This is a genomic window from Mesorhizobium sp. B3-1-7 (assembly GCF_006439385.1).
GTDB lineage: Bacteria > Pseudomonadota > Alphaproteobacteria > Rhizobiales > Rhizobiaceae > Mesorhizobium.
Window position 1 is genome coordinate 347,773 of record NZ_VFTL01000001.1, and the last position, 24,350, is coordinate 372,122.

Annotated in this window: 25 protein-coding genes and 1 other RNA gene; 6 read left to right on the forward strand and 20 right to left on the reverse strand. The window is 64.3% G+C overall.

All coding sequences use genetic code 11. The features are described 5' to 3' along the window. Positions 1–7: 7 nt before the first annotated feature. The 8 genes from FJ417_RS01610 to FJ417_RS01645 form a co-directional block, all read right to left on the reverse strand. On the reverse strand, positions 8–502 hold the full coding sequence (locus FJ417_RS01610) for an N-acetyltransferase (protein WP_140645353.1): 495 nt from the start codon (positions 500–502) through the stop codon (positions 8–10). Then, positions 502–1,191, reverse strand: a complete 690-nt coding sequence (tsaB, locus tag FJ417_RS01615) for a tRNA (adenosine(37)-N6)-threonylcarbamoyltransferase complex dimerization subunit type 1 TsaB (RefSeq protein ID WP_140782226.1) — start codon at positions 1,189–1,191, stop codon at positions 502–504. The genes FJ417_RS01610 and tsaB overlap by 1 nt, the downstream gene beginning before the upstream one ends. Positions 1,192–1,327: 136 nt before the next feature. Continuing rightward, positions 1,328–2,443, reverse strand: a complete 1,116-nt coding sequence (locus FJ417_RS01620; RefSeq protein ID WP_140782227.1) for a DUF1513 domain-containing protein — start codon at positions 2,441–2,443, stop codon at positions 1,328–1,330. A gap of 3 nt (positions 2,444–2,446) precedes the next feature. Then, positions 2,447–3,523 carry an imelysin family protein gene (locus FJ417_RS01625; RefSeq protein ID WP_140782228.1) on the reverse strand — a complete coding sequence of 359 codons (1,077 nt, stop codon included), beginning with the start codon at positions 3,521–3,523 and terminating at the stop codon, positions 2,447–2,449. Continuing rightward, positions 3,523–5,121, reverse strand: coding sequence for a di-heme oxidoredictase family protein (locus FJ417_RS01630; protein ID WP_140782229.1), 1,599 nt, complete (start codon positions 5,119–5,121; stop codon positions 3,523–3,525). Before FJ417_RS01630 ends, FJ417_RS01625 begins: the two co-directional genes overlap by 1 nt. A gap of 12 nt (positions 5,122–5,133) precedes the next feature. Further along, complete coding sequence (gene bfr, locus FJ417_RS01635) at positions 5,134–5,619, reverse strand: bacterioferritin (RefSeq protein ID WP_140645358.1); 486 nt, start codon at positions 5,617–5,619, stop codon at positions 5,134–5,136. Continuing rightward, positions 5,585–5,896, reverse strand: a complete 312-nt coding sequence (locus FJ417_RS01640) for a (2Fe-2S)-binding protein (RefSeq protein WP_140645359.1) — start codon at positions 5,894–5,896, stop codon at positions 5,585–5,587. The genes bfr and FJ417_RS01640 overlap by 35 nt, the downstream gene beginning before the upstream one ends. A gap of 173 nt (positions 5,897–6,069) precedes the next feature. After that, the gene (locus FJ417_RS01645) at positions 6,070–7,359 is read right to left on the reverse strand and encodes an imelysin family protein (protein ID WP_140782230.1); all 1,290 of its coding nucleotides are present in this window, start codon (positions 7,357–7,359) and stop codon (positions 6,070–6,072) included. Between the two features lie 420 nt (positions 7,360–7,779). Here FJ417_RS01645 and FJ417_RS01650 point away from each other — a divergent pair, with 420 nt between their 5' ends. From FJ417_RS01650 to FJ417_RS01660, 3 genes are all read left to right on the forward strand, one after another. Further along, positions 7,780–9,033, forward strand: a complete 1,254-nt coding sequence (locus FJ417_RS01650; RefSeq protein ID WP_140782231.1) for an FAD-dependent oxidoreductase — start codon at positions 7,780–7,782, stop codon at positions 9,031–9,033. A gap of 128 nt (positions 9,034–9,161) precedes the next feature. Continuing rightward, positions 9,162–9,419, forward strand: a complete 258-nt coding sequence (locus tag FJ417_RS01655; RefSeq protein WP_140645362.1) for a type II toxin-antitoxin system ParD family antitoxin — start codon at positions 9,162–9,164, stop codon at positions 9,417–9,419. Beyond that, positions 9,419–9,730 carry a type II toxin-antitoxin system RelE/ParE family toxin gene (locus FJ417_RS01660; RefSeq protein ID WP_140645363.1) on the forward strand — a complete coding sequence of 104 codons (312 nt, stop codon included), beginning with the start codon at positions 9,419–9,421 and terminating at the stop codon, positions 9,728–9,730. Before FJ417_RS01655 ends, FJ417_RS01660 begins: the two co-directional genes overlap by 1 nt. 23 nt (positions 9,731–9,753) lie before the next feature. Here the strand turns inward: FJ417_RS01660 and FJ417_RS01665 are convergent, their stop codons facing one another. The 12 genes from FJ417_RS01665 to ffs form a co-directional block, all read right to left on the reverse strand. Beyond that, positions 9,754–11,031: a 4-aminobutyrate--2-oxoglutarate transaminase gene (locus FJ417_RS01665; protein WP_140782232.1), complete on the reverse strand. Its 1,278-nt coding sequence runs from the start codon at positions 11,029–11,031 to the stop codon at positions 9,754–9,756. 174 nt (positions 11,032–11,205) lie between these two features. Further along, a complete protein-coding gene (locus FJ417_RS01670; protein ID WP_140782233.1) occupies positions 11,206–11,952 on the reverse strand; it encodes an ABC transporter ATP-binding protein in 747 nt (248 codons plus the stop codon). Further along, a complete protein-coding gene (locus FJ417_RS01675) occupies positions 11,949–12,788 on the reverse strand; it encodes an ABC transporter ATP-binding protein (RefSeq protein ID WP_140656164.1) in 840 nt (279 codons plus the stop codon). The genes FJ417_RS01670 and FJ417_RS01675 overlap by 4 nt, the downstream gene beginning before the upstream one ends. Next, positions 12,785–13,705 (reverse strand): nickel transporter permease, encoded by a 921-nt coding sequence (nikC, locus tag FJ417_RS01680; protein ID WP_140656161.1) that lies wholly within the window; start codon positions 13,703–13,705, stop codon positions 12,785–12,787. The genes FJ417_RS01675 and nikC overlap by 4 nt, the downstream gene beginning before the upstream one ends. Then, positions 13,702–14,763, reverse strand: coding sequence for an ABC transporter permease (locus tag FJ417_RS01685; RefSeq protein ID WP_140782234.1), 1,062 nt, complete (start codon positions 14,761–14,763; stop codon positions 13,702–13,704). Before FJ417_RS01685 ends, nikC begins: the two co-directional genes overlap by 4 nt. 18 nt (positions 14,764–14,781) lie before the next feature. Further along, positions 14,782–16,416, reverse strand: a complete 1,635-nt coding sequence (locus FJ417_RS01690) for an ABC transporter substrate-binding protein (protein ID WP_181181632.1) — start codon at positions 16,414–16,416, stop codon at positions 14,782–14,784. Positions 16,417–16,688: 272 nt separating this feature from the next. Next, positions 16,689–17,966, reverse strand: coding sequence for a lytic murein transglycosylase (locus FJ417_RS01695; RefSeq protein ID WP_140782235.1), 1,278 nt, complete (start codon positions 17,964–17,966; stop codon positions 16,689–16,691). Between the two features lie 190 nt (positions 17,967–18,156). Next, positions 18,157–18,762, reverse strand: a complete 606-nt coding sequence (recR, locus tag FJ417_RS01705) for a recombination mediator RecR (protein WP_040985994.1) — start codon at positions 18,760–18,762, stop codon at positions 18,157–18,159. Positions 18,763–18,852: 90 nt separating this feature from the next. Beyond that, a complete protein-coding gene (locus FJ417_RS01710) occupies positions 18,853–19,839 on the reverse strand; it encodes a cell wall hydrolase (RefSeq protein ID WP_140782236.1) in 987 nt (328 codons plus the stop codon). Between the two features lie 217 nt (positions 19,840–20,056). Further along, the gene (locus FJ417_RS01715) at positions 20,057–20,380 is read right to left on the reverse strand and encodes a YbaB/EbfC family nucleoid-associated protein (RefSeq protein ID WP_140702714.1); all 324 of its coding nucleotides are present in this window, start codon (positions 20,378–20,380) and stop codon (positions 20,057–20,059) included. Positions 20,381–20,402: 22 nt separating this feature from the next. After that, complete coding sequence (locus FJ417_RS01720; protein ID WP_140782237.1) at positions 20,403–22,217, reverse strand: DNA polymerase III subunit gamma/tau; 1,815 nt, start codon at positions 22,215–22,217, stop codon at positions 20,403–20,405. A 105-nt stretch (positions 22,218–22,322) separates the two neighbouring features. Continuing rightward, positions 22,323–22,419: signal recognition particle sRNA small type (ffs, locus tag FJ417_RS01725), an RNA gene on the reverse strand. A 188-nt stretch (positions 22,420–22,607) separates the two neighbouring features. On the opposite strand from ffs, the gene FJ417_RS01730 reads away from it, so the two are divergent. From FJ417_RS01730 to FJ417_RS01740, 3 genes are read left to right on the forward strand one after another with little or no spacing between them, the layout of a single operon-like run. After that, entirely contained in the window at positions 22,608–23,027 is a 420-nt protein-coding gene (locus FJ417_RS01730) for an HIT family protein (RefSeq protein WP_140782238.1), read from the forward strand. 52 nt (positions 23,028–23,079) lie between these two features. Further along, entirely contained in the window at positions 23,080–24,021 is a 942-nt protein-coding gene (nudC, locus tag FJ417_RS01735; RefSeq protein ID WP_140782239.1) for an NAD(+) diphosphatase, read from the forward strand. Positions 24,022–24,031: 10 nt separating this feature from the next. Beyond that, positions 24,032–24,334: a Dabb family protein gene (locus FJ417_RS01740; RefSeq protein WP_140645377.1), complete on the forward strand. Its 303-nt coding sequence runs from the start codon at positions 24,032–24,034 to the stop codon at positions 24,332–24,334. Positions 24,335–24,350 lie beyond the last annotated feature (16 nt).

The window sequence follows — 24,350 nt, forward strand, 5'->3', positions numbered from 1 at the left end:
GGACTGGCTAGCGAAGATCGCGGCGCATGACAAGCGCGCCGGTCGGGCCGTGCTCGGTCGAGCGATAATAGTTCGGCCGATGGCCGACCTGGCGGAAGCCGAGCCTGCGGTAAAGCCCGATCGCCGGCGTGTTGGTCTCGTCGACCTCGAGGAAGAGCGCCGCGGCGCGCTGCGTATGCAATTCGCGCAGCACCGCGTCCATCAATTGCCAGCCGAGCCCCTGGCGGCGATGCGTGCGGGCGACGGCCAAGGTCAGGATCTCGCCCTCGCCGGCCGCCAGCCGCGCGAGCACGAAGCCAACCGGCGGCTTGGAGCCTTGGCCGGTCTCACGCGCGGCATAGCCGAAGACCGTGTCCTGCTCGAGAAGTGCTGCGAATTCGCCGTCGGTCCAGGGCCGCACGAAATCCTCGCGATGCAGCACCGAAACAGCGGCGCTGTCGGCGACCGTCAACGGTTCCAGCGCATAGTCCCTGCGGCGCGGCTGAAAGAACGGTATGCGCATCAGGAATCGTTTCCCCTGTCCTGCCTTGGCAGAATGAAACCCGCCTGCGGCTTGGCGTCGGCGCCGCGCAGATAAAGCGGCTTCGGCTTTTCGCCCGGTTCCCTGGCCAAGGCCAGCTTGGCATAGGTCGCGATGTCGGCTGTGGCAGCCACAGGACCAGTTTCGAAGGCACGACCCGCCGCCTTGGCAATCTGCGGCGCGGCGGTCCCGACCAGGACCGCGTCGGCGCCGATGGCCATGGTCACTGCCTCGGAAAGCGCAGCTACGGAAGGTCCGTAAGTCTCGACTAACGCTTTATCATAGAGCGCCGCATGGATTTCCTCGCGGCTGGCATCGAGCGCGGCAAGCACCGCGCGCCCGGGAAACGCATTCGCAGCCTCCGCCGCCAGGGCTTCCAGCGTCGTCACGCCGATCGCCGGGATTTTCAGCGCCAGCGCCAGGCCGCGCGCTGCCGAGACGCCGACGCGCAGGCCGGTGAAGGAGCCGGGTCCGATCGAGACGGCAACAGCGTTGAGGTCAGGGTAACCGACCCCGCCGGCTTGCAGGGCTGTCTCGATGACGGCCATCAGATGCTCCGCATGCCCCTTGCCGAGGTCGCGCACCTCACGGCCAAGCTCCTTCCCCGCGCCTGCATCATAGACGCAGGCAGCGCAGAGACTGGCGGCGCAGTCGATGGCGAGCAGCTTCATATAGGCAACTTCATATGGCCATTAATGAACTGGATCGAAACACAATTCCCTCTGCCCGGCATAGGCCGCCGCCGCAAGAGCCAGGGCGGAGAAATGTTAAGCGGCTTTGCTTTCCGGCAGCGCCAGGACCTTGTTGTCAGGCAGAGGCCGCGATGCGCAGCATGTGGTTGTCCCAGACATAGTCCGGCTCGGAACGGGTCGAGCCGGCGCCGCCGACGATCTCGCCGGCGCCGGTCGTTGCCATGAAGCCAGCGCCGTCGGGCGCGAGGCCGCAGACCTCGACCAGTGATCTGGTCGCGACCACGCGTCCGCTGGCGGCGTCGAGGACGGCCAGCGAATTGCCTTCCGGCGAAGTGATGGCGACCGTACCTGTGGCGGCATTGGCGGCGACCGAGCCGATATAATTGCGGAAGCCGGAGAGCACGTCCTGCGGCATCTCCAAGAGCTCGAGGTCCTTGCCGCGCGCGGCGCGGCCGACCAGCGCGGGGCGGTCGGTCGCCGGCCCGCGATACTGGCAGCCGAACCAGACCGTGCCCGCCTGGTCGCGATCCATGTGGCGGATCGACAGCTGATGCAACGCCGGCGGCAATTCGTGCTTTTCGATGAGGTCGCCGGTGACGCGGTCGACCAGCGTATAGGACGGCTTCATCGTCGCGATGTTGAGCTCGGCCCGGCCATAGTCGGGATGGGTTTCGATGCCGCCATTGGCGATGGCTAAAGTGCGGCCATCGCCGAGCAGGAGCAGCTCATGCGGCCCCATGCCATAGGTCGGGAATTCGCCGATGCGATTGAATTGCTCCCGCGCATCGTAGACACCGACGACACCTGCCGCATTGTCGAAATCGTTCTCGGTCGCATAGAGCAAGGCGCCGTCGGGCGAGAACACGCCATGGCCGAAGAAATGCCGGCCGGCGATGCTGGCGATGGTCAAGGGCTTGTCGCGGCCGGCTTGGTCGAAGACGACGGCGAAGGTGCCGGGCTGACGGGCGAAGACCACCGAACGCTTCGACACCGGATCGAAGGCGACGTCATGGCCGCGATCCGGCAGATCGACCGTGTGCAGGATTTTTCCCGCCTCGGAGAGCACGGCGGCGCCGAAGCTGCCGTCGCGCTTGACGAAGGCCGTGGCAAACACCGCGTCCGCGGCCAACGTGTCGGCCCAGGCGCGCGGCGCCATGGCAGCGGCAAAGCCGGCGCCCGCGGCGCGCAGGAAATCGCGGCGATCGATGAGCTTTGTACCTGTCCACGCCATCGATCAGTCTCCGTCCAGCGACGAGAAGCCCGCGGTCAGGCCGAATTCGGCGGTCATCCTGGTGCCGATCAAGGTCGACAGGCTCGAGGTTATCAGCGCGAAATGCTCGAGCTTGCTGCGCAGCGCGGGGTCCGCGAGCGCCTTGTCGATCGGACCGGCGATCGACTTCGCCGTCGCCACGCCATTAGTGAGCTGGATGTGGATGGATTCGGCCATCCATTGCGCATCGGCGGGCAGCGCATCGCCGAGCTTGGAAGCCTGGAACAGTTGGTCGATGCCGGACAGGTTTGCGGCCAGCGAAGCCGTCGTGTTCCGCGAGCGCCAGTAGATCGCCTGCTTCGGCTTGTCGGCATCGGGCCTGGCGCCGAGAAAACCTTTCAGCCGCACGTCGCGGATCATGTCCAGCTCGTTGATAAAGACACCGACCAGTTCCGTCACCGCTTCGTTGCCGTCTCGGTAGAGCGGGTTTTTCGGCCCCGGGTTGGCCCAGAGCGACGCAAAGCCATCGGGCTTTTGCCAGGCATCACGCACCTCGCCGGCCATCGTTTCGACGTTGCCGGCGACAGCCGAGCCATAGGCGCAGCGATAGGGATCGTCCTTCCCGGCAAGCGTTTCGGCGCCGTCGCCGTAAAGCACATATTCGAGCGCGCCGAGGCCCTGCATGGCGACACTCTTTTGCGCCAGTTGCGCCGGATCGGTGGCTGACGGATCCTTGGATGCCAGCGTGGCCTGCACTTGCCTCAGGCCGATGCTCTTGCGGTCCGGCCAATAGAGCATGCGCTCCAGTCGGTTGTTCTCCTTGATCGGCCCGAAGGCGATGATCTCGGCCACCGACCAGGCCTCGACCGTGCCTGAAAACGCCACGCGCGCCGCTTCGAGATTCTTTTCGGACGGCGTTTCGCAAAGCTGGTTCATTGCCTTGGTCAGGCCCGCCGCATGCTCGTCGAGGCTGGCATAGGCCGGGCGGACGAAACCATCGATCGCGCGGCCGATGACATCGGAGGCTTTCACCGCGGCCGATGCCGGCAGGGAGATCGCCAGAAAAAGCGGAAGGGCAAGCGCGGCCAGGCGTTTCGACATCAAAGCGACTCCAGGAATTTGATCAGCGCGTCACGATCGGCCGCGGCGGCCCCGGCAAAGCGATCGCGCGCCTTCTGGCCCTCGCCGCCATGCCACAGGATCGCCTCGGCAAGCGTGCGGGCGCGGCCGTCGTGCAGATAGAAGCTGTTGCCGTTGACTGTCGCGGTGAGCCCAATACCCCAGAGCGGCGGGGTGCGCCACTCGCTGCCGCTCGCTTCGCCTACCCGTTGCCCGTCGGCAAGGCCATCGCCCATGTCGTGCAGCAGGAAGTCGGAATAAGGCCAGATCAGCTGGAAGGCCTGCGCCTTGTTGGGCGTGCCGCGCATGGTGACGAATTTCGGCGTGTGGCAGGAAATGCAGCCCATCTCGTAGAACTGCTTCTTGCCGGCGAGCACGTCAGGTTTGTCGAGATCGCGCCGCGCCGGCACGGCCAGATTCTGCGAATAGAAGGTGACGAGGTCCATGACGGGGGACGGCGCCTCGGCCGTGCCGAGGCGTTGCTGCACGCCGTTCGGCATTGCAAGGCAACCCGTCTGCGCCTTGGTGCAATCGCCCCAATGCTTCGGCATTTCCGGCGTGGAGATGCCGATATCGCCGGCAAAGGCATCGGCCGCCTGCTGGCGGATCGAGGCGGTCTGCGCCTTCCAGCCGAAGCGGCCCAAGGTCACCGCGCCGCTCAGTTCGTCGCGCACGATGTTCGGCCGGCCCGAAATGCCGTCGCGGTCGTCAGCATCGGCATGGGCAAGAATATCGGCAGGCGCGATCTGCTCGATCAGGCCGAGCCCGATCATCGGCGGCGTCAGCCGAGGCGAGAGCGTGGTGCGCGGATCGAGCGGGCCATAGCCGAGATTTTCGACCGAATAGCGCGGCTTGCGCAGCGCAACAACGGCGCCGTCGCCGAGCGTCACTTTTTGCTCCTGGTAATCGACGCGCATCCGGCCTTCGCCTTTGAGGCCCGGAACCGCAAGATCCTGCAGTTGCGTGCCATAGACCGGATCGGGAAAGTTCAGCACCTTGTGGTCGGCAAGTGCGGTCTTTTCCTCGGCGCTGGCGGCGTCGCGGGCCAGCCGCAGGAACATCGACGTCGATCCGGCATCGCCTTCCGGCGAACGGCCGCGGCCATCCTTCAAATGGCAATTCTGGCAGGCGCGCTCGTTGAACAGCGGGCCGAGCCCGTCCGAAGCCTGGGTCGAGGATGGCGACGACACCCAGTTCTTGCGGAACAGCGCATTGCCGAGCTTGAAGCTGCCCTCTTCCTCGAAAGTGATGTTGGCGGAGGATTGCGAGAAGGCATCGCGGTTGACGTCCTTGCGCGACGTGCCGGCGCCGCCCTGCATCAGCTCGAACGGCTCGGGCCTAGTGAAATCCATCGTTGGCCTGGTGACCGCCAGAACCCGCGCCTGATCCTTCGGCGTCAGGTCGGTGCGGCTCGTCGGCATAGCGGCTGGCTCACCGGCCATGGCGGGCGTGGAAAGCATGACCGCCAGCAAAAGCGACGCCCCGCTGCCGATCCGGTATCGCGGGATCTTCTGAAGCGGCAGGCCGTCGATCGCGGCCCGCAGCGCGCGGCGCGAAAAATGATCTACGGGGCGCCGCATTCCCGCATGTCCTTACTCCGCCTCGTTGGCCGAGTCGGCGTTGAGCTGGCCGTACTTTTCCTCGCCGATCGAGGCAAGCAGGTCGAGCTGAGTTTCCAGGAAGTCGATATGTCCTTCCTCGTCGGTCAAAAGGTCCTCGAACAGCTTCATCGAGACGAAATCGCCTTCCTCGTGGCAGATCTCGCGCGAGCGTTTGTAAGCGGTGCGCGCGTCATATTCGCCGGCCAGATCGGATTCGAGCACTTCCTTGACGTTCTGGCCGATGCGCAACGGCGCGACGGACTGCAGATTGGGATGGCCTTCGAGGAAGATGATGCGCGCGATCAGCCTGTCGGCGTGATGCATTTCCTCGATCGATTCCGCCCGCTCCTTCTTTGCCAGCTTGGTGTAGCCCCAATCCTCGAGCAGACGATAATGCACCCAGTACTGGTTGACGGCTCCAAGCTCCAGAAACAGAGCTTCATTAAGCCGCCCGATGACCTGCGGTTCGCCTTTCATGGGGTCTGCTCCCGTATTGGACGCGCAAGCCTCTCACGCGGTCCAGGTGTGAAACGATGTCCACGCCGCCCACCTCTGAGCGGGCGTGGTAGTTCTCGGTGACCCGAATGATCGTTTCCACCACATTTGGGAAACAGCCGCAACAGCGACCGCGCTTACGCATCGCATGATAGACCTTCGCGGGCACGATCAGCTGCCAGGGATCCTCATCCAGCAGGCCGACGATCGTCTGCTCGATCTCCTTCTCGGTGATGATGTTGCAATGGCAGATCAGCATTCACTTGCTCTGGCTGACCGCGCCGGCCACGGCGCCGCTTGGCTTATTTGTTAGTCGGGCATGATCTTGTCCAAAAACCGGTATCCCACTTTTTGGGATCATGCCTGTTTCCTAGTCGGGCATGATCTCGTCCAAAAAACCGGTATCCACTTTTTGGGATCATGCCCTGGACCTTACTTGAACACCTTGTCGGGAGCGTCCAGGCTGTCGGAGCCCTCGAAGGCGATCTGGTTCAGCTTGAGCGAGCCGACGGCGCGCTCGATCGACTTGGTCTGGTCGATCAAGGCGTCGATTGCCGCCTGGACAGTAGCGTTGCCTTCGGTGTTGCCTTCGGCGATCTGCTGGTCATAGGCCTCGCCGGCCAGCGCGCGCGCCTGGATGGCCTCCATCTTGGCGACGGTGGTGTCGAGCTTGCCCGACAGTTCCTTGTCGATCGCCGGATCGGCGGCCTTCACCATGTCGGACACCGACGGACCCGAAACCACGGAGCCGTCGAGCCGCTTGTAGCCGGCATGGTAGGCGTCGCGGATGCCGACCGCGTCATAGAGATGCGAGATGTAGGTGTTGTCGGAGAAGCAGTCGTGCTCCTCTTCCGGATCGTGCAGCAAAAGGCCGAGCTTCATGCGCTCGCCGGCAAGCTCGCCATAGGAGAGCGAGCCCATGCCGGTGAAGATGGTGGAGATGCCGGCATTCGCGTCGCCGTCGGTGAGGTTCTTGCGCGCGGCGCCGTCCTCCTTCCAGTTGCCGACCATTTCCTGCAGGTCGGACACCAGAAGATCGCTCGCCGACTTCAGATATTCGGCGCGACGGTCGCAATTGCCGCCCGTGCAGTTCTTGAGATCGTAGTCGGTAAAGGGCCGCTCGCCGGCGCCCGGGCCTGTGCCGTGCAGGTCCTGGCCCCAGAGCAGGAATTCGATAGCATGATAGCCGGTCGCGACATTGGCCTCGACGCCGCCGGCCTCCTGCAGCGTGCCGGAAAGGAACTCCGGCGTCAGCTTCGAGGCGTCGACCTTCTTGCCGTTGATCTCGATTTCCTTGTTGGCGATGACGTCGGCCGTATAGAGCGCGTTTTCGTCCGACTCGCTGCCATAGCTCTTGGCGACATAGTCGATCAGGCCCTCATCCAGCGGCCACGAATTCACCTTGCCTTCCCAGTCGTCGACGATCTTGTTGCCAAAGCGGTAGACCTCGGTCTGCTGGTAAGGAATGCGCGCGGCCTTCCAGGCTTCGCGCGCGGCGTTCAACGTGTCGGCCGAGGGGCTGGCGATGAGTGCGTCCACCGCCTTGTCCAGCGCCTGCGCGGTGGTCAGCGAATCCTCGTATTTGGCCAAAGCGATGTCGGCATAGGTCTTGATCACCGCCTTCGCGTCTGTCTCGGCCTTCGCCGGCAACACGAAAACCGCCGCCGTCAGTGCAGCCGTGGCGCAGATCGCAGCCAGCCTGCCGCCATTACGTGCCGTCATTATCCTTCTCCAGTTCCTTGGAAATTCAACAATAGGCGCATGTGTCCACCCGCGCCGAGGCATGAGCATGCCGGGAAAAATGGTGGCCGCGTCGATGCGCGGTTCGCGATAAAAAGACACCCACTTGCCTCCAATCGAAAGGGTTCAAGGCCCAGCCATCAAAGGGATACGCTTTGCGCGCAGCTCTCCATAAAGCGATGGAGAGGCTGGGAGTCAACTGGTGAGATAGAAAATATTCAATTGAAACAACAGTTTAGAATTATTCTAAACTACAAATGTCAACTTTAAGCCCGGGACTGCCTCGCTGGACCGATTGACAGACAGCCATTCTGGGTGCGACCCGATGCGCGGCTCTTGCGGCGGCGGCAGACAATCGCCACCTGGCGCAAGAGCCTAGATTTGCTGACCAAAAGGATTGCGATGACGAGCGGGGTTGTGATTGTCGGTGCGGGCCATGCCGGCGTGCAGGCCGCCGCCAGCCTGCGCGAAGAGGGCTATGAAGGGCCGGTCGTGCTGCTCGGCGACGAGCAGGACCTGCCCTATCACAAGCCGCCGCTCTCCAAGACCTTCATCAAGGACACCGAGGCCAAGCCGCAGCCCCTGCGCGGCGAAGCCTTCTACACCGGCAACAACATTGACTACCGGCCGGGCATGCGCATCGACAGCATCGATGCCCGCGCGAGCCGGTTGAATATCGCAGGCGGTGGAACGCTCGGCTTCGACCGGCTGGTGCTTGCAACCGGCTCGCGGCCGCGCCTGCTTAAGCTCGACGGCACGGGCCTTGCCGGCGTGGTCTCGCTGCGCTCGCTGGCGGACGCGCGGGCGATCCGCGAGCTCAGCGCGCAAACCGAGGACGTGGTCATTCTCGGCGGCGGCTTCATCGGCCTGGAGATCGCGGCGACGCTGAGAGCCGCCGGCCGCAACGTCACCGTCGTCGAGGCCGTCGACCGGCTGCTTGGCCGCGCCGTGGCGCCTGTCATCGCCGCGCATGTGCGTCAGCGCCTGGAAGCGATCGGCGTGCGCATCCTGACCGGCACCACCATCGTCCGCCTGGAGGGCGAAAACGGCCGCGTCTCGGCCGCGATCACGTCCGGCGGCGAGCGCCTGCCGGCGCAGATGGTCATCATCGGCATCGGCGTGGTGCCCAATGTCGAACTGGCGGAAGCCGCCGGCCTGGCCATCGGCAACGGCATCCGCGTCGACCAGCATATGCAAAGCTCCGTTCCCGAAATCCTCGCCATCGGCGACGCGGCCTCCTATCGGCATTGGTTCACCGGCGGCGACGTGCGGCTGGAATCGGTGCAGAACGCCACCGACCAGGCCAGGCTTGCAGCCCGCACCATCCTCGGCCATGCCGAGCCGTTCTCGGCCGTGCCGTGGTTCTGGTCGGATATCGGCGACATGAAGCTGCAGATGGTGGGGCTGACGCAAGGCGGGGACAGCCACGTTGTGCTCGGCGATCTCGCCGACAACAAGTTCTCGATCTACCATTATGCCGGCGACCGGCTGCTCGGCATCGAATCCGTCAACCGTCCGGCCGACCATATGCTTGGCCGCAAGATGCTCGGCGCCGGCTTCTCGCCGGCGCCGCAGACGGTGGCAGGCGGGCCAGATGCGCTGAAGGCGGCGCTCGCGGACTTCAGTCAGGACGAACCGACCAGGGCGGCGGGCTGATTGTTCAATCCAATATGATGATAACAACGCTCGGGGGCGCGAAAGGACGCACCCACCAAGCCTTGGCAAAAGGCCATCGCCGAATTATCATAAATTGATAATTTCGGATAAAGCGAAAGATTTGCTCCGTGCCTGCAAGCTACAGCATTGGCTCCCGCTACGAGGCATTCGTGCGCGAGCTTGTCGAGAGTGGCCGCTACGCCAGTGCAAGCGAAGTCGTGCGCGATAGTCTGCGCCTGCTGGAGGAGCGTGAAGAGCACCGGCAGGCGAAGCTTGCTGCACTGCGTGAAGACATCCGCAAGGGTGTAGAGAGCGGACCAGCTATAACAGCCGACGACGTTTTCGATCGGCTGGAGAAAAGATACGCGGCGGAAAGCCGCAAATAATGGCTCTCAGTTTCGCGCCTGCCGCCGTGCAGGACATCGAAGAGATTGGCGATTACATCCAAGCTGAAAATCCGGCGGCCGCCCGCCGCTTGATAGCGGCACTTCGAGTGCGATGCGACACCATCTTGGATGCACCACGTGGTGGCGCTCCCCGTTCCGAACTTTGGCGCGGCCTGCGTTCCGTCGCGTTCCAGAGATATGTCATCTTCTATACCGTCGAGCGTAACAATGTGCGCGTTGAGCGCATCCTGCATGGCTCGCGCGACATCCAGGGCATTTTCGATGAAAGGAAAATGCCCAAGGATAGTTGAAGCCGACACTCTGACAACTTCGATCAGGCGGCCCGCGCGTCGCGGATCGAGGTCTCCAGGATATCCAGCGCCTCGGTCATGACTCCGTCCTGGATGGTGATCGGCGACAGGAAGCGGATGACATTGCCGTAGACGCCGCAGGTGAGCAGGATGAGGCCCTTGTCCAGCGCCTTCAGCCTGACCGCGTTGGCGAACTCCGCCGAGGGCAGGCCCTTCTTCACGTCGTTGAACTCGACGGCGTTCATGAAGCCCGGACCGCGGATGTCGACGATCTCCGGCACTTCGTCACGGATCGAGTCCAGCCGCTGCTTCAGCCTGGCGCCAAGGGCATTGGCGCGGTCGCAGAGCTTTTCCTCGTCGATGACGTCGAGCACGGCGTGCGCCGCGGCGACGCCGATCGGGCTGCCGCCATAGGTGCCGCCGAGCCCGCCGGGGCCGGGCGCGTCCATGATCTCGGCGCGGCCGGTGACGGCCGAGAGCGGAAAGCCGCCGGCGAGGCTCTTGGCCATGGTGGTGAGATCGGGCGCCACATCATGATGATCCATGGCAAACATCTTGCCGGTGCGGGCAAAGCCGGTCTGCACTTCGTCGGCGACAAGCAGGATGCCATGCTGGTCGCAGATCTTGCGCAGCGCTGCCATGAAATCGCGCGGCGCCTCGTAGAAGCCGCCCTCGCCCTGCACCGGCTCGACGATGATGGCCGCGACACGGCCCGGATCGACATCGGCCTTGAACAGCTTGTCGAGCGCGGCGAGCGAATCGGCGACCGAAACGCCGTGCAGCGCGACCGGGAACGGCGCGTGGAAGACATCGGCAGGCATGGCGCCGAAGCCGACCTTGTAGGGCACGACCTTGCCGGTCAGCGCCATGCCCATGAAGGTGCGGCCATGGAAGCCGCCGGAAAAGGCGATGACCGCCTGACGGCCGGTGGCGCTGCGGGCGATCTTGATGGCGTTCTCGACCGCCTCGGCGCCGGTGGTGACGAAGATGGTCTTCTTGTCGAACTTGCCGGGCAGCATGCCATTCAGCCGCTCGGCGAGATGCACGTAGCTCTCATAGGGCACGACCTGGTGGCAGGTGTGGGTGAAGCGGTCGAGCTGCGCCTTGACGGCCTCGATCACCTTCGGATGGCGATGGCCGGTGTTGACCACGGCGATGCCGGAAGAGAAATCGATGTAGCGGCGGCCCTCGACGTCCCAGATTTCCGAATTCTCGGCGCGATCGGCATAGATCTGCGTCGTCATGCCGACGCCGCGCGAGATCGACTGGTTCTTGCGTTCGGAAATGGCTGAATTCTTCATCTCATCCCTCAATCGGGCCATCCTTCATCGACTGGCCCGTTCTTGTTGGTGCCGCTGCAGGCCTCTTCTGACCTTATTTCACGTTTTGCTCAAGTCGGCACCATGGCCCAGTCGATTGGGCCTGCCCCAGACCCCGATAACACCTGGGCAGGAACGCGGCTTGGCAATTGAGAGCTAGACCCTTACAAACCCCTCGCTCGCCCTGAGCAGATTGCGCGTATAGTCCTCGCTGACGCGGTGGCCGATCAGCTGGCTCGCGGTCAGCGTCTCCACCGCCTCGCCATTCTGCATCACCATCAGCCGCTCGCACATATGGGTGATGATGGCGAGGTCGTGGCTGACCATCAGGAAGGTGAGCTTGCGACGGCGGCGCACCTCTTCCAGAAGATTCAGCACCTCCGCCTGCACGGACGCATCGAGCGCCGAGGTCGGCTCGTCGAGCAAAAGGATCGAGGGTTCGAGGATCAGCGCCCGGGCAATGGCGACGCGCTGGCGCTGGCCGCCGGAGAGCTGGTGCGCGTAGCGGAAGCGGAAGCCAGTGCCCAGACCGACCTCGTCCAGCGCGCGCTCGATGCGCTTCTCGCCGTCGGCAATGCCATGGATGGCGAGGGGCTCCTGCAGCAGGCGGTCGACCGTCTGGCGCGGATGCAGCGAGCCATAGGGATCCTGGAACACCATCTGCACATCGCGGTAAAAAGCCTTGTCGCGGGTCTTGCCAAGGGGCTTGCCGTTGACAGAGATGGCGCCCGACGCGACCGGCGCCAGGCCGGTGATGGCCCTCAGCAGCGTCGACTTGCCGGAACCGCTCTCCCCGACGAGACCGTAGGATTCGCCTTCCCTCACTTCGAGGCTTACGCCCTTCAGCGCGCGAAAACGGTCGAAGACCACTTCCAGCCCTTCGACAGCGATGGAGGCCGTCATGCCGCCCACTCCGGCTTGCGGTCGAGCACCGGCAGCGGATGTCGCTCGAAGCCGATCCTCGGCATGCAGTTGAGCAGGCCGCGCGTGTAGGGGTGCCGGGCATCGCGCAGTTCGGAAGCCTTGATCTGCTCGACCACCTTGCCGGCATACATGACGACGACGCGGTCGCAAAAGGAGGAGACCAGGCGCAGATCGTGCGAGATGAAGATCAGGCCCATGCCGCGCTCGGCGACGAGCTTGTCGAGGATCTTGAGCACGTCGAGCTGCACTGTGACGTCGAGCGCCGAGGTCGGCTCATCGGCTATCATCAACTCCGGCCCGGCGATCAGCATCATGGCGATCATGGCGCGCTGGCCCATGCCGCCGGAGACCTCGTGCGGGTAAAGGTCGAAGACGCGGGCCGGATCGCGGATCTGCACCGCCCGCAGCATCTCCAGCGCGCGCTCGCGCGCCTCGGCCTTGGAGACCTTTTCATGCGTGCGCAGCGTCTCGACGATCTGTCGGCCGATGGTCATCACCGGATCGAGCGAATATTTGGGATCCTGCAGGATCATGGCGATGCGGTTTCCCCGCAGCGCGCGGCGCTGGCGGGGCGATATGGAGAGCAGATCGATGCCGTCGAAGGCAAGCTTCTTCGCCGAAACCTCGGCCTGCGGCGGGGTGAGGCCCATGATGGCGCGACCGGTCTGCGATTTCCCGGAACCACTCTCGCCGACGATGCCGAGACGCTCGCGGCCAAGCGAGAACGAGACGCCGCGCACGGCCTGCACGAGGCCGGTGCGGGTCGGGAAGGTGACGCGCAGGTCGTCGACTTCGAGGAGCGTGTCGCCGCTCATTGGTCACCGCTCCGGGGGTCGAGCGCGTCGCGAAGGCCGTCGCCCAGCAGGTTGAAGCCGAGGCTGACGACAAGGATCGCGGCACCAGGTGCGGCGGCAACCCACCACTGATCGAGGATGAAGCGGCGGCCGGACGCGATCATCGCGCCCCATTCCGGCAGCGGCGGCTGCGCGCCGAGGCCGAGGAAGCCGAGACCCGCGGCGGTCAGGATGATGCCGGCCATGTCGAGCGTCACGCGGATGATCAGCGAGGAGATGCAGAGCGGCATGATGTGGCGCAGCACGATGCGGAAGGGCGAAGCGCCCATCAGCTGCACCGCCTTGATGTAGTCGGAGTTGCGCACCGTCAGCGTTTCCGCACGGGCAATACGCGCGTAAGGCGGCCAGGAGGTGATGGCGATCGCGATTACCGCGTTCTCGATGCCGGGTCCGAGCGCAGCGACGAAGGCGAGCGCCAGCACCAGCTTCGGAAAGGCGAGGAAAATATCGGTGATGCGCATCAGGATCGTGTCGGTCCAGCCGCCGGCATAACCGGCGATCGTGCCGACCAGCAGGCCGATGGGCGCGGCGATGATGGCGACGAGGATCACCACATAAAGCGTCCAGCGCGAGCCATAGACGATGCGCGAATAGATGTCGCGGCCGAGGTCGTCGGTGCCGAACCAATGCTCGGCGCCGGGCGGCAGCAGGCGGGCGTTCTTCAGATCGCCGATGGTGGGCGAATAGGGCGCCAGCACATCGGCAAAGGCGGCGACCACCAGCAACGCGATGATGATCAGCATGCCGACCAGCGCCAGCCGATTGGCGGAGAAGCGACGCCAGGCGACATAGGCGCGGCCGAGCCTTGCCTGCAGGCGCGAGGCCGGCCGGTCGCTGAGCAGCCACGCGCGCCTGGATTGGATGGCTTCAGCGCTCATCCGGCCTTCGTCCTTGGATCGAGCAGCCGGTAGAGCAGATCGGACAGAAGGTTGATGGCGATAAAGACCGAGCCGATGGCGATGGTGCCGCCGAGCACGGCGTTCATGTCGGCGTTCTGCAGCGAATTGGTGATGTAGAGGCCGATGCCCGGCCAGGAAAAGACGGTCTCGGTCAATACCGAGCCTTCGAGCAGGTTGGCGTAGGAAAGCGCGATCACCGTCACCATCGGCACGGCAGCGTTGCGCAGCGCGTGGCCCCAGATGATACGACCTTCCGACAGGCCCTTGGCGCGCGCCGCGACGATGTATTCCTGCGCCAGCTCGTTCAGCATGAAGGAGCGGGTCATGCGGCTGATATAGGCGAGTGACAGATAGCCAAGCAGCGCGGCCGGCAGGACGATGTGGCGCCAGGCGTCGTAGAAGACGTCCCACTGCCCCTGGATCGCGGCATCGAGCAGGTAGAAGCCGGTAATCGGCGTGAATGTGTATTCGTGGACGACGTCGAGCCGCGCCGGAAAGGCGATCCATTGCAGCTTGGCGTAGAACAGCACCAGCCCGAGCAGGCCAAGCCAGAAGATCGGTACCGAATAGCCTATGAGACCGACGACGCGCGCGACCTGGTCGATCAGGCTGCCGCGCTTGACCGCGGCCAGCACGCCGAGCGGCACGCCGATGACGGCGCCGATGATCGTGCCCAGCGTCGCCAACTCGATGGTCGCCGGGAAGACGCGGCGGATATCGGACATCACCGGATTGGTGGTCAGCACCGAAGTGCCGAAGTCGCCGCTCAGCGCATTTTTGACATAGATGTAGAACTGTTCGATCCAGGGCAGGTCGAGGCCCATTTCGCGGCGCGTGCGCTCGACCACGGCCGTGGGCGCACGGTCGCCGAGGACGGCCAGAACCGGATCGATTGGGATGACGCGGCCGATGAAGAAGGTCACCGCGAGAAGACCGAGATAGGTCGTCACCGCGATGACCAGGAAGCGGCCGAGCGACGATAGGACGGCGCGGGCGCTGCCGCGCCCCGCCGCCACCTGATTGTCAGCTACGCTCACGCGGCGGATCCGCCGGCGCTATTCCTTGGAAACCGCGCCGACAAAATTGGTGTCGAAGCTCGGGCCGAGCGCAAAGCCCTTGAGGTTCTTGCGCAGCCCGGCCACTTCCAGCTGCTGATGGATGATGACGAACGGGCTGGTGTCGAGGATCTTCTGCTGCAGGTCCTTGTACATATCGGCGCGCTTGCCCGAATCCTTCTCCAGCAGCGCCGCCTCGGTTTCCTTGGTCAGGTCCGGAATGTCCCAGGCATTGCGCCAGGCCAGCGTCTTGATCTTGGCGTCGTCGGAATTGTCCGGGTTCGAGGCGAATGTCTGGGCGTTGGAGTTCGGATCGAAATAGTCCTGGCCCCATTGGCCGATATAGATGTCGTGGTTGCGGGCGCGGTATTTGGTCAGCGTCTGCTTACCATCGCCGGGAATAATCTCCAATTGGATGCCGCCCTGGCCGAGCGTCTGCTGGATCGATTCCGCCATGCCCGTGGTCGGCTGTCCGGTGCGCACGTCCATGGTCACCTTGAAGCCATCCGGCACGCCCGCCTTGGCGAGCAATTCCTTGGCCTTGGCGACATCGAACTTGAAGGGATTGTCATCCATGGCGCCGAGGTCGCCCTTGGGCAGGAAGGATTGGTGGATTTCGCCGATTCCCTTGAGGATGGTCGAGCCCAGCGCATCGTAGTCGACCAGATATTTGAACGCCTGCCGCACCTCCGGCTTGGCAAGTGTCGGGTTCTTCTGGTTGAGGCTGATGTAATAGACCGTACCCTTCGGCGCACTGGTGGTGGTGAGATCGGCGTTCTTGGCGATGGCGTCGAGATCGTTCGGCTCGAGGTTGCGGGCGACGTCGATATCGCCGGCCTCGAGCGCCAGGCGCTGCGCCGAGCTTTCCTTCATGTTGCGGTAGATGATGCGGGCAAGCTTGGCCTTCTCGCCGTTGTAATTGTCGTTGCGCTCCATGACGACGGCCTCGTTGGCGCGCCACTCACGCAGCTTGTACTGGCCCGAACCCGCATAGCCGGTCTTCAGCCAGGCATTGCCGAAGTCGTTGTCCCATTTGTAGTCGGCGCTCGGCGTGACGGCGGCGACATGTTCCTTGACCAGCTTGGCGTCGACGACCGAGGCGACCGTGGCCGACAGGCAGTTCAGCACGAAGCTCGGTGCGTAGGGTTTGTCGACGACGAACTGGAAGGTGGTGTCGTCGACGGCCTTGGCTTTTTCGGTGACATTGTCGCCGGTGATGCCGAACTGGTTGATGATGAAAGCCGGGCTCTTGTCGAGCTTGATGGCGCGTTCGAAGGAATAGGCGACATCGGCCGCGGTGATCGGGTTGCCGGACGCGAACTTCATGCCGGGCTTGAGCTTGAATGTGTAGGTCAGGCCGTCGTCGGAAACGGTCCAGCTCTCGGCAAGGTCGCCCTTGACCTTGGACGTGTCGCTGAGGTCGAGACGGACCAGGAGATCATAGGTGTTGCCGGTGACCTCGGCCGTCGACAGCTCGAACGCTTCGCCTGGGTCCATCGAGATGATGTCGTCGATGGCAAAGCCCTCGACCAGCGTATCGGCGGGCGTGACCGCGAAGGCGGGCGCGACGAGCAGCGCGGACAGAGCGGCGCCCGCAAGCAAGGCGCGAGAGCGGAGAGCAAACTTTTCCAGCATCATGGTGATCGTTCCCTGTCTTGTTGACCTGAGTTCCCGGCTCAGGGGCTGTATTGTTCTTTGCAAGGCCAGCAGCGGCTTTGACCGCTTACCGTCGTGTTTTTTGTCCAGTTGGTCAACTCCCTATTCGACGGCGCACGAAGCGGCAACGCGCGCTCTGCGAGACACCGTATCGGACCAGACGAGCCGCCATGAGTCGACCCATGCGCCAGCCGATTGAAGCCGCCGATCCGCAAAAATTTGCCAGGGGTCATGCTTTTGGGAGACAGCCGCTATTTCAGTTGCGCGACCAGTGCGGCATCGGGAAAGCAGGTGGCGGGCCTGCCGTTCTTTGCCTGCCAGATGCCGATCGAGCGGCGGGTCTTGAAGCCGGGCAGACCGTCGGCGCTGCCGACATCGTAGCCCTTGGCCTCCAGCGCCCGCTGCAGGGTGGCGATATCGGAGCGATGGAGATCGCCGACCGCGCCCCAGGTGCCGGCAAAGGTGGCGTCGCCTTTGGCGATGCGGTCGGCGGCATGGCCGATGAACAGGCCATAGAGATCGCTGTTGTTGTATTGCTTGATCACATAGAAGTTCGGCGTGACGACGAAGGCCGGGCCGCTGCGCCCGGCCGGCATCAGCAGGAAACCCTCCGCCTTCAATTCGCTCGCCGGAAACGCCTTGCCGTCGACGCGCCTGATGCCCATCGTCACCCAGTCGGAGATCTTCTTGCCCTGGTCGGGTCCTTCGAGCGAGCAAGAGACATTTGCCGGAACCGTCACCTCGGTCCCCCAGCCGCGCCCCCTCACCCAGCCATAATGGACGAGGTAGTTGGCGATCGAGGCGAGCACGTCGGGCGTCGAGTTCCAGATGTCGGGCCGGCCGTCGCCGTCGAAGTCGACGGCGTGCTTCAAGAACGAGGTCGGCATGAATTGCGGCTGGCCGAGCGCGCCGGCCCAGGACGACTTCATCGCATTGACCGGCGCCAGCCCGCGCTCGACGATTTCGAGCGCCGCCAGCACCTCGGTGCGGAAGAAGTCCTTCTTGGTCGACATGAACGCCTTGGTGCCCAGCACCTCGAACGCGTCGTACGGCATCTTGGCCGCGCCGAAGCCGGTCTCGCGGCCCCAGATCGCCAGCACGATCTCGCCCGGAACGCCGTAGCGCTTCTCGATCAGCCCGAGCGTTCGGGCGTTGGCGCTCTCGCGCGTCCTTCCGCCTGACGTGACGGCCCGAATGATCTTCTCGGCGAAGTAGTTGGCCGGCGGGCCGAACTCGGCCTGATGCTGCTTCTCAGGTGTCGTCGGCTTCTCGCCGGGCAGGACGAGATCGGGCAGCTTGAGGTTCGGCTTCACGCCGAGGAAGGCAGCGTCGAAGGTTTTTTTCGAGATGCCTTTGGACTTGGCTTCGGGCCAGAGGTCGGTTTGGAGCCAAGCCTGGAACTGGTCGTCGATGGGGGTGGCATGGGTGGGGATGGTAATGAAGAGAGCGAGAAGCGTCGCTAGGAAGGAAAGAATAGCCAACCTGAAATGCTGGCGTTCCTTCACACCCCCCTCTGTCCTGCCGGACATCTCCCCCGCAAGGGGGGAGATCAGATGTCGCGCTGGCTTTCGCCAATCGCCGACGTGGGGATAAAAGCGCCGGCAAAGAAACTGCCAATCTCCCCCCTTGCGGGGGAGATGCCCGGCAGGGCAGAGGGGGGCGTGACGGAGCGCGGAATCTCGAGGAATAACATCTGTCACGCGCGCCCTCCCAGTCCCCTCAAAACGCCGTCCTCGATCGCAGCGCGGCGGCCAGCGTGCCTTCGTCGAGGTAATCGAGCTCGCCGCCGACCGGCACGCCATGCGCGAGCCGCGTCACCTTGACCTCGAAGCCAGACAGCTGGTCGGTCAGATAATGCGCAGTCGTCTGCCCCTCGACGGTGGCATTGACGGCGAGGATGACTTCCTTCACCTCGCCGCCGGCGACACGGTCGACCAGCGAGCGGATGTTGAGCTGGTCCGGACCGATGCCGTCGAGCGGCGACAGCGTGCCGCCAAGCACGTGGTAGCGCACGTTCATGGCCGCGGCGCGCTCCAGCGCCCAGAGGTCCGAGACGTCCTCGACGACGATCAGCGTGCCGGCGTCGCGGCGCGGGTCGGTGCAGATCATGCAAGGGTCGGATGTATCGACATTGCCGCAGGTCGAGCAGATGCGCACCTTGTCGACCGCTTCGCCCATGGCGGCGGCCAGAGGCTCGAGCAGCTGCTCCTTCTTCTTGATGAGATGAAGCGCGGCGCGCCTGGCCGAGCGCGGCCCAAGCCCCGGCACCTTGGCCAGGAGCTGGATCAGGCGTTCGATTTCCGGACCGGCGATTCTCTTCGACATCGCCTTGATCTAGGATTTTTCAGGACAGCCAGCAACGGCACAAGCCCCGCCATGCTGCCATGGCGGGCCTTGCGTTGGATGCAATCGGGTTCAGTTGGCTTCGAGCGGCCGGTTCTGGCTGACGATCATCGCGCCGATGGCGTCGGTGTTCTCAGGCGTCGACTGGAAGCCCATCGCCGCTTCCTGCGGCGCATTGGGCACCGAAGTGATGTAGCGGCCCTTGAGGGTGCCGCCGAAACGCGAGGCGTCCGGTTCGGCCATCGGCTCCTGCATCGCCACGACCATCTGCTTCTGCGCCAGACGGCCGGACTTGGCAGAGGGCGCAACAGAAGCCGTCACATAGGTCTGATCGGCGGAAGCGTCTTCGGTCCGCGCGGCTGCGGCCAATGCGGCCTGCTTTGCCGGGTCCGGACGGACGATCGTCTTGACGATCGGCTCGGCGGAAGCCACGAGCATCGGAGCGTCGGCCGCGGGTTTCTGCCGGTCAGACCTCTGCTGGTCGCCCACGTTCATGGCGATCATCGGCTCGTCCGGCAGCGGTTGCCAGTTGCGGCCGCGCTTCTCATAGAAGGCGTTGCCGCCGGCAACCATGGTGTAATGCATGTTCTTGTAGGGGAAGCGCAGGCCGGCGGTGTGGAAATACATCGTGTTCTTGAGCTTGGCCTTGCGTTCGCCTCTCAGCACCGCATTGGCTGCCTCCTCGACATCCGGCAGGGCCTTCGAGTTCATCGGCCGAGTCATGACGCCCGGAGCAAACTGGCCCGGCTCGCCGACAACTTGACAGATGGTGTTGCCGTGCTGGCCCGAGCGAAGCCGGTTCATGACGACCGTGCCGACCGCGATCATGCCGTCGCGGCTCGACCGGTTGGACTCGAAGAACATAGCCCTTTGCAAGCATTCCTTGTCCTTCAGCGAATGGCTGGAGGAACGCGTGAGGAAGCTCGGCGTAAGGGCATCGGTCAGACCCGACACCGACATGCCATGCGAGGAAGTGGTCTGGCTGCAGCCGGCCAGGAGCAAGGGGGAAGTGACGATGCCGATAAGCAGCAGCGGCGTCTTCCATCGCGTCGCGATCACCAAAAAAGCCTCATGTCCAGATGCCAGCCCGCCCCGAGATGTGGCAAGAATGAGACTCTTTCGGGCAAAAAGATGGCTAGAAGGTTAGCAACTTCTGGACTTGGGTAAAACTTTATGAATGTCGCGAAATGTGCCCGTGAGCATTGCCGGCAAAATAGTTAATATTGCAGCCCGGACTCAATTTCCGTTCATAATCAATTAACTGGCGGACACGGCCTCAGAACGGCAATTTCATTCCGGGCGGGATCGGCAAGCCTGCCGTGAGCGCCTTGGTCTTCTCCTGCATGATCTGCTCGACCTTATTTTTGGCGTCATTGTGGGCGGCCAGGATGAGGTCCTCGAGGATCTCGGCTTCGTCCGCCTTGATCAAGGACGGATCGATCTTCAGCGTCTTCATTTCGAACTTGCCGGAAAGCGTGATGCTGACCAGACCGCCGCCGGCCTGGCCGGTGGCTTCAAGCGTGGCGATCTCGTCCTGCATGGCCTGGAACTTGGCCTGCATTTCCTTCGCCTTGCCCATAAGGCCGAGAAGATCTTTCATCGGTTGGTCCTCTAAAAATGTTTCAGGTCTCGTCGTCATCGGCCGCCGGCTCGACCGGCAGGTCGGCCTCGGCTTCTTCCACGTCCGGCACGTCCGGGATGCGTACATCGATGATCTTGGCGCCAGGGAAACGGGCGAGTATGGCCGCGACAGTCGGGTCGCTCTTGGCGTCGGAGAAGGCGTTCTCGCGCTTCGTCGTCTCCATCTCGGCCAATGTCTGGCCGCCCTCTTCCTTCGACAGCGACACCAGCCAGTTGCGGCCGGTCCAGGCGCGCAGCTTGGCGGTGAGGTTGTTGAGCAGCATCTTCGGCGCGTTGTCGGTCAAGGTGACGTCGAGCCGGCCGGGCTCGATGCGTACCGGCCGCACGCAGCGTTTCAGCAGCACCTTGAAGGCCATGTCGCGATTGGCGTCGGCAAGCGCAACGATGTCGGCCAGCGATTTGACCGGAACGACGGGGGCCTCGGCGACCGGCTCCGGCGCCGGAACGAAGGCGGCGGGCGCGGGATGCGTTTCGACCAGGCGCATCGTCTGGGCACCGCCACCGGTGGAAGCAGGCATCCGGGTCTGCGCGACGGGGCTCGCGCCGCCGCCATTGCCGGCCGGCGCTCCGTTGGCGCGCGGCGCACCATTCGGCAGCGGGCCCGCGCCCTCCAGCGATTTCAGCGCCTCGTCCAGCGTCGGCAGGTCGGCGGCGTGCGCCAGCCTGATCAGCACCATTTCGCCGGCACTGACCGGGCGGTTGGAGGACTGCACCTCGGGAATGCCCTTGAGCAGCATCTGCCAGGTCCGCGACAGCACGCGCACCGAAAGCGTGCCGGCGAATTCGGCGCCGCGCCGGCGCTCGTCCTCGGAAAGCGACGCATCGTCGGCGGCTGCCGGCACGAAGCGCAGGCGGGTGACGAGGTGGTTGAACTCGGCAAGATCGGTAAGCACGGCGGCCGGATCGGCGCCGGTGTCGTATTGCGCGCGGAACTCGGCGAGCGCCGCCGCCACGTCGCCCTTCATGACATGCTCGAACAGGTCGATGATGCGGGCGCGGTCGGCAAGGCCGAGCATGGCGCGCACCGCCTCGGCGCTCACCGTGCCGCTGCCGTGGGCGATCGCCTGGTCGAGGATGGAAAGCGAATCGCGCGCCGAGCCTTCGGCGGCCCGCGCGATCATCGCCAGGGCCTCGTCGTCGACGGCAATGCCTTCCTTGGCCGCGATCGAGGACAGATGCCCGACCAGCGCGCTGGCATCGATGCGCCTCAGATCGAAGCGCTGGCAGCGCGACAGCACCGTTATCGGCACCTTGCGGATCTCGGTGGTGGCAAAGATGAATTTGACGTGCGGCGGCGGCTCTTCCAGCGTCTTCAGCAGGCCGTTGAAGGCCTGCGTGGAGAGCATGTGCACTTCGTCGATGATGTAGACCTTGTAGCGTGCCGAGACCGGCGCGTAGCGGACGCGGTCGATGATGTCCCTGATGTCGTCGATGCCGGTGTGAGAGGCGGCATCCATCTCGATGACGTCGACATGGCGGCCTTCCATGATCGCCTGGCAATGCTCGCCGGGGATCGAAAGGTCGACGGAGGGCTGATCGACGGTCGCCGTTTTGTAGTTCAGTGCCCGCGCCAGGATGCGCGCGGTCGTCGTCTTGCCGACACCGCGCACGCCGGTCAGCATCCAGGCCTGGGCGATGCGGCCGGTGGCAAAGGCGTTGGTCAGTGTGCGGACCATCGGCTCCTGGCCGATCAGCTCGGAGAAATTCGAAGGGCGATATTTGCGCGCCAGGACGCGATAAGCGGCGGCCTTACCTGTTTCCAGGCTTTCTGGCCCCAAATTTCCGGCTTCGCTCATTCGCCGCCAAAGCTCCCAGGACCGCGACGGAAGGCGGCCGATTCCTACGCATAGTCTCGCCCGCACGGCTCGGGGCCGTCAATGTCGCGGGAGAAAGGCGAAGAGGTGGGAGGCTGGAACAATGACCCGTTCCGGGCTCGTTAGGGCTGCTTCCTTCCGGACCTGACCCGGTTGGCGAGTGGATCGTCCACCACCAACCTCCCGCGTTCCATATCGGCAATTCGGCGGCGAAATGCAAGGGCCGAGTCGGAACCCATGACCACATCGAAGGCGGAAAGTCCTTCAAATCGATGGCGGCGGTCAATGAATCGCTTGCAGCCACCTTGCCGCCGCTCTAGCGTCCCGGGTTTGGAAAATGCTTACAAAATAACAAAAGTGAAGGAAACGCCGATGCTGCCTGGCCTCGAGGCCGGATTCACGCTGGACGCCCGGCTGGAGGCGGACAGCGAGCAGCTTATGTGGCTTGGCCTTTGCGAGCTCAGGCTGATGAACGACAGCCGCTGGCCATGGCTGGTGCTGGTGCCGCAGCGGCCGGGCGTGGAAGAAATTCACGACCTGACGCCGCTCGACCAGGCGATGCTGACCTTCGAGACCAATATGGTGGCGCAAGCGCTGAAGCGGGTGACCGGCTGCACCAAGATCAACACTGGCGCTTTGGGCAACATCGTGCGCCAGCTGCATGTCCATGTCGTCGCCCGCTCCGAGGGCGATCCCGGCTGGCCGGGACCGGTCTGGGGGCACGGCATGCGCGAGCCCTACCAGCGCTCCGATATGAGGCGGTTTGCCGAAACGATCAAGGCAGCGCTATAAGCTGACCAGTGTCCATTCCGCACCCCCGAGTCCTCAGCCCACCCGAGTCCCCATGAGCTTTCGCCTGTTCGACGCGCCCTTGCGCGAGCCCAGTCAATTCGTCGGTTTCGCCGGCAACCGGATCGACCGGCAGTCCGAGAACCGCGCCGACGACGCGGTCGAAAAAGCGCTGGCCGACCGGACCGCGCGGCTGATGCTGATGCATGCCGGGCGGCTTTACCTCAAACTTGACGACGGCACGTTCGACCCCTGGTTCAAGGCGGATGAAAGCCAGGCCTTCGAGGTTTCGCTCGGCCAAGGCGTGCTGCTCGGCTTTTCCGAGGAAGGCCCCGTGCTGGCGGCGCCCGCCGGCGTCGAGCCGGAAGAGCTGCCCGAGACGATCAAGGCGATCGACTACCGCTCCGTCTATATGCAGGGGTTGGTCGACGAGGCGGCGGCCGGCGCGCTGGCGCAAGGCGCGGCGCTGCTCGCCTGGCACGCCAGCCATGCCTTCTGCTCGAAATGCGGCAACCGCTCGGAAATGCGGGCCGGCGGCTACAGGCGGCATTGCCCGGCCTGCGGCACCGACCATTTCCCGCGCACCGACCCGGTGGCGATCATGCTAACGGTGACGCATGAAAAATGCCTGCTCGGGCGCGGCAAGCATTTCGCGCCGGGCATGTATTCCGCGCTTGCCGGCTTCATCGAGCCGGGCGAGACGATCGAGGCGGCGGTGCGGCGCGAGACGCTTGAAGAGGCCGGCATCCGGCTCGGCCGCGTGGTCTATCACGCCAGCCAGCCCTGGCCGTTCCCCTATTCGCTGATGATCGGCTGCTTCGGCGAGCCGCTCAACGAGGATATCCAGGCCGACCTCAACGAGCTGGAGGACTGCCGCTGGTTTTTCCGCGACGAGGTGCGCACGATGCTGGACAGGACGCATGCCGCCGGCTTGATTACACCGCCGAAAGGGGCAATCGCCCATCACCTCATCCGCGCCTGGGTCGACAGCGAATAGGAGCAGAAGAATGATCCGTCACACCGTCGTGTTCACGCTGAAGCACCCGCTGCAGTCGCTGGAGACGAAGCGCTTCCTCCACGACGCGAAGAAGATCCTGACCGGGATCAAGGGCGTCGCGCATTTCGAGCAGCTGCGGCAGGTGAGCCCGAAGAACGACTACCAGTTCGGCTTCTCGATGGAGTTCGCCGACCAGGCGGCCTACACGCGCTACAACGAGCACCCGGACCACGTCGCCTTCGTGCGCGACCGCTGGGTGCCGGAGGTCGAGACGTTCATGGAGATCGACTACGTGCCGCTCGGCTGGGGGTGATATCGGGTTGAGTGCA

Bases quoted from the DNA above. Each gene is read 5' to 3' on its own strand.
- FJ417_RS01610 (WP_140645353.1), bottom strand. From the start codon at position 502: ATGCGCATACCGTTCTTTCAGCCGCGCCGCAGGGACTATGCGCTGGAA.
- tsaB (WP_140782226.1), bottom strand. From the start codon at position 1,191: ATGAAGCTGCTCGCCATCGACTGCGCCGCCAGTCTCTGCGCTGCCTGC.
- FJ417_RS01620 (WP_140782227.1), bottom strand. From the start codon at position 2,443: ATGGCGTGGACAGGTACAAAGCTCATCGATCGCCGCGATTTCCTGCGC.
- FJ417_RS01625 (WP_140782228.1), bottom strand. From the start codon at position 3,523: ATGTCGAAACGCCTGGCCGCGCTTGCCCTTCCGCTTTTTCTGGCGATC.
- FJ417_RS01630 (WP_140782229.1), bottom strand. From the start codon at position 5,121: ATGCGGCGCCCCGTAGATCATTTTTCGCGCCGCGCGCTGCGGGCCGCG.
- bfr (WP_140645358.1), bottom strand. From the start codon at position 5,619: ATGAAAGGCGAACCGCAGGTCATCGGGCGGCTTAATGAAGCTCTGTTT.
- FJ417_RS01640 (WP_140645359.1), bottom strand. From the start codon at position 5,896: ATGCTGATCTGCCATTGCAACATCATCACCGAGAAGGAGATCGAGCAG.
- FJ417_RS01645 (WP_140782230.1), bottom strand. From the start codon at position 7,359: ATGACGGCACGTAATGGCGGCAGGCTGGCTGCGATCTGCGCCACGGCT.
- FJ417_RS01650 (WP_140782231.1), top strand. From the start codon at position 7,780: ATGACGAGCGGGGTTGTGATTGTCGGTGCGGGCCATGCCGGCGTGCAG.
- FJ417_RS01660 (WP_140645363.1), top strand. From the start codon at position 9,419: ATGGCTCTCAGTTTCGCGCCTGCCGCCGTGCAGGACATCGAAGAGATT.
- FJ417_RS01665 (WP_140782232.1), bottom strand. From the start codon at position 11,031: ATGAAGAATTCAGCCATTTCCGAACGCAAGAACCAGTCGATCTCGCGC.
- FJ417_RS01670 (WP_140782233.1), bottom strand. From the start codon at position 11,952: ATGACGGCCTCCATCGCTGTCGAAGGGCTGGAAGTGGTCTTCGACCGT.
- FJ417_RS01675 (WP_140656164.1), bottom strand. From the start codon at position 12,788: ATGAGCGGCGACACGCTCCTCGAAGTCGACGACCTGCGCGTCACCTTC.
- nikC (WP_140656161.1), bottom strand. From the start codon at position 13,705: ATGAGCGCTGAAGCCATCCAATCCAGGCGCGCGTGGCTGCTCAGCGAC.
- FJ417_RS01690 (WP_181181632.1), bottom strand. From the start codon at position 16,416: ATGCTGGAAAAGTTTGCTCTCCGCTCTCGCGCCTTGCTTGCGGGCGCC.
- FJ417_RS01695 (WP_140782235.1), bottom strand. From the start codon at position 17,966: ATGTCCGGCAGGACAGAGGGGGGTGTGAAGGAACGCCAGCATTTCAGG.
- recR (WP_040985994.1), bottom strand. From the start codon at position 18,762: ATGTCGAAGAGAATCGCCGGTCCGGAAATCGAACGCCTGATCCAGCTC.
- FJ417_RS01715 (WP_140702714.1), bottom strand. From the start codon at position 20,380: ATGAAAGATCTTCTCGGCCTTATGGGCAAGGCGAAGGAAATGCAGGCC.
- FJ417_RS01720 (WP_140782237.1), bottom strand. From the start codon at position 22,217: ATGAGCGAAGCCGGAAATTTGGGGCCAGAAAGCCTGGAAACAGGTAAG.
- FJ417_RS01730 (WP_140782238.1), top strand. From the start codon at position 22,608: ATGCTGCCTGGCCTCGAGGCCGGATTCACGCTGGACGCCCGGCTGGAG.
- nudC (WP_140782239.1), top strand. From the start codon at position 23,080: ATGAGCTTTCGCCTGTTCGACGCGCCCTTGCGCGAGCCCAGTCAATTC.
- FJ417_RS01740 (WP_140645377.1), top strand. From the start codon at position 24,032: ATGATCCGTCACACCGTCGTGTTCACGCTGAAGCACCCGCTGCAGTCG.